This is a genomic window from Halorhodospira abdelmalekii (assembly GCF_016583625.1).
GTDB classification, from domain to species: domain Bacteria; phylum Pseudomonadota; class Gammaproteobacteria; order Nitrococcales; family Halorhodospiraceae; genus Halorhodospira; species Halorhodospira abdelmalekii.
This window is the reverse complement of the sequence record NZ_NRRN01000040.1, coordinates 18,306-28,019: the sequence shown is the minus strand read 5'-3', so window position 1 is coordinate 28,019 and position 9,714 is coordinate 18,306. Positions and strand designations below refer to the sequence as shown.

Below are 9,714 nucleotides of genomic sequence, written 5' to 3'. Positions count from 1 at the left end.
GCGGCTTGCGGCTTGCGGCTTGCGGCTTGCGGCTTGCGGCTTGCGGCTTGCGGCTTGCGGCTTGCGGCTTGCGGCTTGCGGCTTGCGGCTTGCGCTTGGCACCACCCCTCCCGCCCCTTCGCTTGACCCTGTCCGGGGCGGCTGCTGTAATATATCCCATCCTAGCAATGCGATGAGCCATTCTACCTTGTCAGAGCACACAGACGGTCTCGTTCTTCGCCCGCCGACGTTGGCCGATGGCGCCGCAATCCACCACTTGGTCCAGCGCACCGGCGTTCTTGATGTCAACTCTTGCTACCTCTACCTGTTGCTGTGTCAGGAATTTGCTGACACGTGCATCGTCGCCGAGGAGGACCAGCATCTGGTCGGATTTGTGACCGGGCTGCGGCCGCCCAAGCGTCCCTATAGCCTCTTTCTGTGGCAAGTCGGGGTCGATCCGAATGCCCAGGGCCGTGGGCTGGGCAAGCGGCTCGTGCGGGCCTTTCTGGAGGCCCCCGGGATGGGCGATGTGACCACCCTTGAGACGACCATCTCGCCGAGCAACGAGGCCTCGCAGCGACTCTTTCACGCCATTGCCGGCGAGTACGGGGCGACGATCAGCAAGAGCCCCTACTTCCTCGAGGATCACTTTCCAGCCGGCCATGAGGCCGAAGAGCTCTACCGAATTGCGCCTCTGCGCTGAGCCTTCTCTACGATAAGAGGCACACTCTTATGACGATCAACGTAATCGAAACGATTGAGCGCCACGAGTCGGTGGTGCGCTCCTATATCCGTTCCTTTCCCAAACCCTTCGACCGCGCTCAGGGCTGCTATCTCTACGACACCGAGGGCAATCCCTACCTCGATTTCTTCGCCGGGGCGAGCGTGCTCAACTACGGACACAACAACCCCGAGCTGAAAAAGGTGCTGCTCGACTATATCGAGAGCGATCGGATTGTCCATAGCCTCGATATGGCCTCGGTTGCGCGCGCCGAATTCTTGGATGCGTTTAATCGCTACATCATGCAGCCGCGCGGCATGGACTACCGGGTGCAGTTCCCGGGCCCGACCGGTACCAACGCCGTAGAGGCGGCGTTGAAGATCGTCCGCAAGGTGACCGAGCGGCACAAAGTGGTCTCGTTCACCAACGCCTTTCACGGCATGACCGTCGGCTCACTGGCAGTAACCGGTAATGCCTTTAAACGGCGCGGTGCTGGGCTGCCACTGACCTACAGCGAGAGCATGCCGTACGACGGCTACTTCGGCCCCGGTGTCGATACGGTCGACTACGTCGATAAGCTGCTCGCCGACAAAGGCAGCGGGATCGATAAGCCGGCAGCGATCATCACCGAGACGGTTCAGGGTGAGGGCGGGCTGGCGACCTGTAGCATGGAGTGGCTGCGCCGTATCGCAGAGGTCTGTCGCAAGCACGAGCTGCTGCTGATTGTCGATGATATCCAGACCGGCAACGGCCGAACCGGCCCCTATTTCAGTTTCGAAGAGGCCGGTATCCAGCCCGATGTCGTGACCGTGTCGAAGTCGATCAGTGGCTACGGTCTGCCGATGTCGTTGACGCTGGTGAAGCCGGAGCACGATATCTGGGAGCCGGGCGAGCACAACGGCACCTTCCGCGGCCACAACTTAGCTTTTGCCACAGCACGTCGCGCCCTGGAACTCTACTGGAGTGACGACACCTTAGAGCGTGAGACGGCGCGCAAGGGGCAGCGGATCTACGACGGCTTGCAGCGGATTATCGACCGCTACCCGGAGGCGCGGGGTGAGCATCGGGGCCGCGGTATGATGCGCGGGCTGCGCTTCTGCGCCGATCAAGAGATCGCCGGGACGGTCTCCGAGGCGGCCTTTGAGCTGGGCCTGATCATCGAGACCTCGGGGCCGGAGGACGATGTGCTCAAACTGCTGCCGCCGCTGGTGATCAGCGACGATGAGCTCGATCAAGGGCTGGCGATTATTGAGCAGGCGGTGGGCGCGGCGATCAAGCGCCTCGGTATTGGCGGCTAGTGCGGCTATTTAGGGGGAGGGGGTAAGCGTCCCCCCCCCCCCCCCTTACTGAGGTCTAGCCGTCCGTCCCGTCGGCGAGACAGTCGATCAAGGCGTCGGCGAGGCGTTCAAGCAGCGTAAAGTACATCTGCGGCCCCGGTTCGAGGCCAGCACCGAGCGGGTCGAGTTCGCCGGTTCGGACATCCAGCCCGCGGGCGAGGGCGTCGACGGTCGCCGGGCGGAACTGCGGCTCGCTAAAGAGACAGACAGCTTCGTGCTCAGCGAGTTGCGCGCGCAGCTCCCGGAGGTGGCGCGCGCCCGGTTGCCGCTCTGGGTCTAGCGTAACGGCCCCAAGAGCGGCGAGGTCGTAGCGGCGCTCGAAGTATTGATAGGCGTCGTGGAAGACGACGAAAGGCCGATCCCCGATCGGTTCAAGTCGCTCCCGTAGGCGTTCGTCGAGCTCAGCGAGTCGCCTCTGCTGTGCTGCGGCGTTGGCTTGGTAGCGTTCGGCGTGCTCCGGGTCGAGCTCAGCGAGGCGCTCGGCTAGGGCGCGGGTGATGGCCTTAGCGTTGTGCGGGTCGAGCCACAGGTGGTAGTCGCGCTCGTGGTCGTGATGATGGTCGTGATCGTGGCCATGCTTATCGCCGTGGTCGTGGGCCGAGTCGCCGGCGGAGTGCGCCAGATCGACGGCGTGCTCACGCTGGCCGCTATGGAGCGTAATGGCGTCGATGGTGGCGACCGCTAGCTCGTCACTGCGACGATCGCCACTGCGGCGTGCCTCTAAGGCCGACTCCAGAAAACGTTCAAAGTGCGGCGAGATATAGACCACTAGATCGGCGTTGCGGACCGCCCGTGCCGCCGATGGGCGCATCGCGTAGGTGTGCGGTGAGTCACCGGCCGCCAGCAGCAGGTACGGCTCGGCGACCCCAGCCATGACCCCGGCGGTCAAGGCGTGCAGCGGCTTGATCGAGACGACGACCTGCGGTGGAGAAGTTGACTCTTCGGCCGATGTTGGCGCGGCGTGGGCCGTCGCCACTGCACTCAAGCCGGCGCCGCTGATCGCCGCTGGCAGCGCACCGAGCGCTCCGGTCGACGCCAGCCATAGGATAAACAGCAGTAGGAGTGCCGTGCAGCGCCTACCGGTACGGCGGCGGCGCCCGGGGCGCGGCGACGGTTGGCGGTCGGCGTGGACCGTGACAGACGGTCGATTCTCGCTCTGTGCGCGGCTGATCATACGGCCCCCGGTGCGTGTGCGTCGGCCCCCGGTGCCCGCCTCTCTTCTCGCATGCGCGTGGCGGCGCATGGCGTTGGCCGGCCGTGGAGGCGTGTTGCGTGCGGCCCCTGCGTGTGGCCGCCTCCTTTCGACCGATGATAGCCCAGCCGAGCCCTAGCTGCAATTTAATTGCATCTAGAGTGGTGATAGACTCCGCCGCAGCGCGAGAGGCTGAACGGCACCTCTGAAGAGGAGAGAAGAGAGGATGGTGACGGCTGCAGCGGCGCTACGATCCGAACCGGTACTGATCCGTGCGACCGGAGTTGGTGTCGAGTACGGCGGTCGTGCCCTCCTTAACGGCGTCGACCTGGATGTGGTCGCCGGGCGCATCACCACCTTTGTCGGCAACAACGGCGCCGGCAAGTCGACCCTGCTGCGGCTCTTGATTGGCCTTAGCGAGCCGAGCGCCGGTCGCATCGAGCGCTGTGTCAGTGGTGGGCGGCTGCGTATCGGTTACGTGCCGCAGCACTTCGCCGTTGATACCAATCTGCCGATCAGTGTGCGCCGCTTTATCGCCCTGGCGGGCAAGGTACGGCAGCAGTGGGCGGAGGCGATCGCGGCGACGGGTGTCGAGTCGCTGCTGAGCCAGCCGCTGCAATCCCTTTCCGGTGGGGAGTTGCGGCGGGTGCTGCTGGCGCGGGCGCTGCTGCGGCGCCCGCAGTTGCTCGCCCTCGATGAACCGGCTGCCGGACTCGATGTACGCAGTCAAGGTGCGCTCTATCGGCTGATCGGTGAGCTGCGGGATCGCTACGGCTGCGCTGTGGTGGTGGTCTCGCACGATCTGAATCTTGTCATGGCCGCCAGCGATGAAGTGCTCTGCCTAGAGCAGGGGCGTGTCGCCTGCCGCGGAGCGCCGCACTCGGTCGTCGAGCACCCGGAGTACCAGAAGCTCTTCGGCGCCCACCTCGGGCCTGAGACGGCCGTCTTTTCGCACGCCCACACCGATCCGCATACCCAATCTTCAGACCTCGAAGACCACAAACACCACAAACACCACGAAGACCACGAAGACCACGAACACTGCGAGCGCGATGTTGATCTTCGATGAGCTGATGCTCTTTGCCCTGGTAGCGGGCTGTGGCCTGGCACTGGTTGCCGGGCCGCTCGGCAGCTTTGTCGTCTGGCGGCGCATGGCCTACTTCGGCGATACGCTGGCCCATTCGGCGCTGCTTGGGATCGCCCTCGGATTTTTGCTCGGGATCGATTTAAATCTCGGTATCCTGGTGGTCTGTGCAACGATGGCGGTTTTGTTAGTGACGTTGCGGCGGCGTCAACGTCTAGCGAGCGACACTGTGCTTGGCATCTTAGCGCACAGCTCGTTGTCGCTCGGCATGGTGGCGATCGCCTTTATGGAAGGGGTGCGCGTCGATCTTATGGGCTACCTCTTCGGCGATATCTTGGCCGTCGGAGTGAGCGATCTTTACTGGATTTACGGTGGCGGGGCGGTGGTGCTCGCGGTATTGGCGGCGATCTGGCGACCGCTGTTGGCGATCACCCTGCACGAAGAGTTGGCGCGCGTCGAGGGCGTGCGGGTCTTGCCGGTGCAGTTGGCCTTTATGGGGTTGATGGCACTGACGATCGCCTTAGCGATGCAGATCGTCGGCATCCTGCTCGTGACCTCTATGCTGATCATCCCGGCGGCGGCGGCCCGCGCCTTTGCCCAGACGCCGGAGCAGATGGCGGTCATCGCCGTGCTCTGTGGCTGGCTGGCGGTGCTCGCCGGATTGCTGGCGTCGTTTCAGTGGGATCTGCCGACCGGCCCGGCAATCGTGGTCGCGGCGACACTCCTCTTCGCCGTGGTGACCTTGCTGCGCGGGCCGGTGGCGGGGGCAGCGGTGCGCTGAGTGCCCGCTGTGGGCGAGTTCGGCCCCGTGCGCCCGCGGTTAGCGCCGGCGCAGCACCCAGATCTCCAGCAGCGCCCACTCCTCGCCGGGGTAGTTCTCCCGCTCTAGGGGCGACATCTTGCGGTGACGCGAGGCCATGCTGCCGACGAACTCAAGCCGCTTTAAGAGCGCCCGCTTGGTGGCATCGGCCTTTTCGAGGGCGAAGGGGTTGAGGAAGTTGACCAGCATGTAGCCCTCACGCGGCGCCTGCACGAAGGCATCAAGCAGGCGCTCAATCGCCTCAGGCTCAAGATAGACCAGCGCGGCGGTCGAGATCACGATATCGGCACGGGTCATCGCCTCGCAGACGGCGCGTTGGGTCTCGGCATCGGGGGCGTTGAGATCGGCCGCGATCGTGGCGTCGTAGAGGCCGGCGCTGCGGCCATAGGCCAGGGCATTGGCGGAGATGTCGATGGCTGTGGTCTGCGCCGGGAAGCGGCGGCTGCCCTCGATTCGCTGACAGCTCTCGGCATCGCGCCAGTTGCTGCGGATCGCCTCAAAGTCCATGCCGTAGAGGGTGGCCATCGTGGTGTTGCCGAAGCAGGCGCAGAGATCGAGAAAGGAGAGCGGTTGGGCGTCGCTGCTGCGCCGCTCTGCCCACGGCAGGATCAGCCGATCGAAGGTCTGCCGGTTGAAGTCGTCGGAGACGTATTCGAGTTGATCGAGGATCTGCTCTTTGAACGGCACCGGATTCTCGGCGACGTAGATCTCATCGAAGTGCTGCTTCTTCTCGTCGGTCTTGACTGCAGATTGCGACATTACAGAGTTCTCCCTAACTGACAGGATGGGTCAACGGATCAGTCATCGCTGGTGATGAAACGGCGGCCCACGCGGTGGCCTGGCCCGTGTACTGATCGGGGTCGTTGCGGTCTATTGCGCTTGCGCTGAGTGCCTGCTGTTGGACGCGGCCGGACGACGACGCCGGACCGGATGAGGGCGATGCGATGCAGCCCGCCAGACCGGCCCGTTACGACGCGGCCCGCTCTACGACGATGTCGACGCTGCGGGGGGCGCAGCCGCAGCGGGGCGGACGACCACCTGGTCGCCCTCGATTCGGTTGTAGAAACAGGAGCGGCGCCCGGTGTGGCAAGCCGGCCCGCGCTGATCGATCAGCAGCAGCACGGTGTCGCCGTCGCAGTCCAGCCGCAGTTCGACCAGGTGCTGGGTGTTGCCGGACGACTCCCCCTTGCGCCACAGTCGCTGGCGCGAGCGTGAGTAGTAGCAGACGCGCCCAGTGGCAAGGGTCTCGGTCAGGGCAGCCCGGTTCATCCAGGCCATCATCAGCACCTCGCCGCTATCGTATTGCTGGGCGATGGCTGGCAGGAGGCCGTCGTCGCTAAAGGGCAGGGTGGCAAGCACCTCATTCCAGGGCAGACTCGTACCGGTTGTAGCGGTCTCGTTCGCTTCAATCATGGCCCTACTATACGGGGAAAGGGGGAGTTTTCCCAAGCCCCGCAGCCTTGGCGCTGCGATTCTGGCTGCGATTCTGTTAGATTGGTGACAGGTGGGCAGGTGACAAAGATGCGGCGGGAGTAGAGCGCCAGACCGGAGAGGGCAAGCTGCCCAACTGCAGATCGGTGCCCAGCGCCCGGAGCGCCTTGCCAGTAGCGCTGAAGAGCTTGTAGCCACACCCCTCTGAACAGGCAGCAGGAGCGATCGTGACGGAGACTATCGACTCACTAGAGAGCCACCGCCAGCTCTGTGCTCGGCTCTCTGAGCCCGAGTGCTACCCGTGGGCAGTGACCGAGGTGCGCTCAATCGAGACGCACATCTCCACAGTGCTACTCGCCGGCGAGTACGCCATCAAGATCAAAAAGCCGGTCGACCTCGGCTTTCTCGACTTCTCAACTCTGCTGCAGCGTCGCTACTTCTGCGACGAAGAGATCCGTCTCAATGGTCGCCTCGCCCCGCACATCTACCTACGCCGGATCGCGATCAGCGGCACCCCCAGCACTCCACAGCTTGATGGGGATGAGGCGACGGCCTTCGAGTACGCCGTCTTGATGCGGCGTTTCCCCGAGCACGCCTTGATGAACCGGCTGCTGCGTGAGGGACGCCTGCCCGAGCAGGCAGTGGTCGAACTCGCTGAGACTGTTGCCGACTTCCACAGCCGGCTGCCGGCGGCGGCTGCCGAGACCGACTACGGGCTGCCGGAGCGGGTCGCTGTGCCGGTGCGGCAGAACTTTGAGCAGTTGATGAACTTGACTGCTGCCTCCGGTGTGCGCGCCGATCTGCGCACCCTAGAGCGCTGGAGCGAGGCCGAACTGCAGCGGCTGACCCCGCTGCTGCGGCAGCGGCGTGAGGCGGGGCAGGTGCGGGAGTGCCACGGCGATCTCCACTTGGGCAATGTCGCCTGGTACGACGATACGGTCTTGATCTTCGATGGCATCGAGTTTGCGCCTGAGCTGCGCTGGATCGATACGGCGAATGAGATCGCCTTTACGATCATGGATCTTGAGTTTCAGGGGGTGCGGCGGCTGCGCTATCGCTTTCTCGATACCTATCTGCAGCGCACCGGCGACTACGGGGCACTGCAGGTGCTGCCCTTCTACGCCGTCTACCGGGCGCTGGTCCGGGCGAAGATCAACGGCTTCGAGGCGGCTCAGGGTGGGGGCTGCGGGGCGCAGGAGGCGCTCGAAGAGCACGTCCAGTTGGCCCTCGCGTTTACTTATAAACGCCTGCCCGAGCTGGTGATCACCTACGGGCTCTCGGGCTCGGGTAAGAGCCGCCGGGCCCGGCGCTTGGTCGAGGAGCGCGGATTCATTCGCCTACGCTCCGATGTCGAACGCAAGCGGCTCTACGGTCTCAGCGCCGAGGAGCGTTCCGACTCGCAGCTTAATTCCGGCCTCTACTCAAGCGAGGCGAGCGATCGCACCTACGACTACCTCTTAGAGCAGGCCCACAGTGCGCTCGCCGCCGGGTTCTCGGTCGTCGTCGATGCCGCCTTCCTTAAAGCACAGCGCCGGCGTCCCTTCTTGGCCCTGGCCGAACAGCTTGGCTGCCGCTTCCGCATCTTGCACGTCAGTGCCAGCGAGGAGACGCTGCGGCAGCGTCTGCGCAAGCGTTTGGCTGCCGGACGCGACCCCTCCGAGGCCGATGAGTCGGTGCTTGAGGCGCAGTTGCGTATTGCCGAGCCGCCGGGCGGTGAGGAGGCGCCCTTCGTGGAGACGATTGATGCCGATCAGTAACGCTTCCGAGAGACCCAGCATGACCTCCGCACCGGTTACCGATCCACAGCAGTTGGCCGCCCACCTTGAGCAGGGGTGTCGGCCGGCCGCGCAGTGGCGGATCGGTACCGAGCACGAGAAGTTCGTCCACCACATTGAGGACGGCTCGCCGGTGCCCTACGAAGGCCCGCGTGGCATCGGCGCCTTTCTGCAGGGGTTGCTGCGCTTTGGCTGGGAGCCGGTCTATGAGGCCGAGCAGATCATCGCCTTGAAGCGCCCCGGAGGCGCCTCGGTGAGCCTGGAGCCTGGCGGCCAGGTCGAGCTCTCGGGGGCGCCGCTCGAGACGCTGCACGAGTCGTGTGTCGAAGTGCGCGACCACTTGGCACAGGTTGATACCGTCGCCCGCGAGCTGCAGGTCGGCATGCTCGGCTTCGGCTTTCACCCGCAGTGGCGCCGCGAGCAGATCCCGTGGATGCCGAAGGCGCGCTACGCAGTGATGCGCCGCTACATGCCGCAAGTCGGCACCATGGGGCTCGATATGATGGTGCGGACCTGCACGGTGCAGGTCAATCTCGACTTTTCCAGTGAGGCCGACATGGTGCGTAAGCTGCGCGTCGGTATGGCGCTGCAGCCGATTGCCACCGCGCTCTTCGCCAACTCGCCGCTGACCGAGGGCCGACCCAACGGCTATCTGAGCTACCGCAGTCGGGTCTGGGAGGAGACCGATGCGCAGCGCTGCGGGATCCTGCCCTTCGTCTTTGAGTCAGGGATGGGTTTTGAGCGCTACGTCGACTACGCGCTCGATGTGCCGATGTACTTCGTCTACCGCAACGACCGCTTTATCGACTGTGCCGGGGCGTCATTCCGGGACTTTCTCGCCGGCCGCTTGCCCCAGTGCCCTGGCGAGCGGCCGACGCTGGCGGATTGGGACCTGCACCTCTCGACCCTCTTTCCCGAGGTGCGGCTGAAGCAGTTTCTCGAGATGCGCGGCGCCGATGGCGGCGGCTGGCGCGGGCTCTGCGCCCTGCCGGCACTGTGGACGGGGCTGCTCTACGATGAGGCGGCGCTGGCAGCGGCCGCCGAGCTGATCGCCGACTGGCGGGCGGAAGAGGTCGTTGCCCTGCGTCACGCCGTCCCTCGCACCGCGCTGCAGACGCCGTTTCGCAATCGCCGCGTCCAGGAGATCGCCCGCGATGTGCTGACGATCGCCGAAGAGGGGCTGCGCAACCGCCAGCGCCTCGACCCACGCGGGCGCGACGAACGCCGCCACCTCGAGACGTTGTGGCAGAGAGTCGAGAGCGGACGCACCCCGGCTGAGGAGCTCCTAGAGGCGTACCATCAGCGCTGGCAGGAGCAAGTGACGCCGGTCTATCGTGAGTACGCCTACTAATATTGCGCTGCAGATAAATTGCGC

9 protein-coding genes are annotated in these 9,714 nt (G+C 64.9%); 6 read left to right on the top strand and 3 right to left on the bottom strand.

Annotated elements, in window-relative coordinates:
• The first annotated feature begins 187 nt into the window (after positions 1-187).
• Positions 188-682 (top strand): diaminobutyrate acetyltransferase, encoded by a 495-nt coding sequence (gene ectA / locus CKO15_RS10150; RefSeq protein ID WP_242464711.1) that lies wholly within the window; start codon positions 188-190, stop codon positions 680-682.
• A gap of 29 nt (positions 683-711) precedes the next feature.
• On the top strand, positions 712-1,998 hold the full coding sequence (ectB, locus tag CKO15_RS10145) for a diaminobutyrate--2-oxoglutarate transaminase (RefSeq protein ID WP_200195782.1): 1,287 nt from the start codon (positions 712-714) through the stop codon (positions 1,996-1,998).
• A gap of 55 nt (positions 1,999-2,053) precedes the next feature.
• On the opposite strand, the gene znuA is transcribed toward ectB, so the two are convergent.
• Positions 2,054-3,211: a zinc ABC transporter substrate-binding protein ZnuA gene (gene znuA, locus CKO15_RS10140; RefSeq protein WP_200195780.1), complete on the bottom strand. Its 1,158-nt coding sequence runs from the start codon at positions 3,209-3,211 to the stop codon at positions 2,054-2,056.
• Positions 3,212-3,455: 244 nt separating this feature from the next.
• Between znuA and CKO15_RS10135 the strand changes: the two genes are divergently transcribed.
• Together CKO15_RS10135 and znuB are read left to right on the top strand one after the other, a co-directional pair.
• Positions 3,456-4,298 (top strand): metal ABC transporter ATP-binding protein, encoded by an 843-nt coding sequence (locus CKO15_RS10135; protein WP_200195778.1) that lies wholly within the window; start codon positions 3,456-3,458, stop codon positions 4,296-4,298.
• Positions 4,282-5,094 carry a zinc ABC transporter permease subunit ZnuB gene (znuB, locus tag CKO15_RS10130; protein WP_200195776.1) on the top strand — a complete coding sequence of 271 codons (813 nt, stop codon included), beginning with the start codon at positions 4,282-4,284 and terminating at the stop codon, positions 5,092-5,094. The genes CKO15_RS10135 and znuB overlap by 17 nt, the downstream gene beginning before the upstream one ends.
• Positions 5,095-5,133: 39 nt before the next feature.
• On the opposite strand, the gene CKO15_RS10125 is transcribed toward znuB, so the two are convergent.
• Positions 5,134-5,892: a class I SAM-dependent methyltransferase gene (locus tag CKO15_RS10125; protein WP_200195774.1), complete on the bottom strand. Its 759-nt coding sequence runs from the start codon at positions 5,890-5,892 to the stop codon at positions 5,134-5,136.
• A 225-nt stretch (positions 5,893-6,117) separates the two neighbouring features.
• Entirely contained in the window at positions 6,118-6,546 is a 429-nt protein-coding gene (hisI, locus tag CKO15_RS10120) for a phosphoribosyl-AMP cyclohydrolase (protein WP_200195772.1), read from the bottom strand.
• Positions 6,547-6,791: 245 nt separating this feature from the next.
• Between hisI and CKO15_RS10115 the strand changes: the two genes are divergently transcribed.
• Both CKO15_RS10115 and CKO15_RS10110 read left to right on the top strand, forming a co-directional pair.
• Positions 6,792-8,321: an AAA family ATPase gene (locus CKO15_RS10115; RefSeq protein WP_200195769.1), complete on the top strand. Its 1,530-nt coding sequence runs from the start codon at positions 6,792-6,794 to the stop codon at positions 8,319-8,321.
• Between the two features lie 19 nt (positions 8,322-8,340).
• Positions 8,341-9,690 (top strand): glutamate--cysteine ligase, encoded by a 1,350-nt coding sequence (locus CKO15_RS10110; RefSeq protein ID WP_200195767.1) that lies wholly within the window; start codon positions 8,341-8,343, stop codon positions 9,688-9,690.
• Positions 9,691-9,714: the final 24 nt, after the last annotated feature.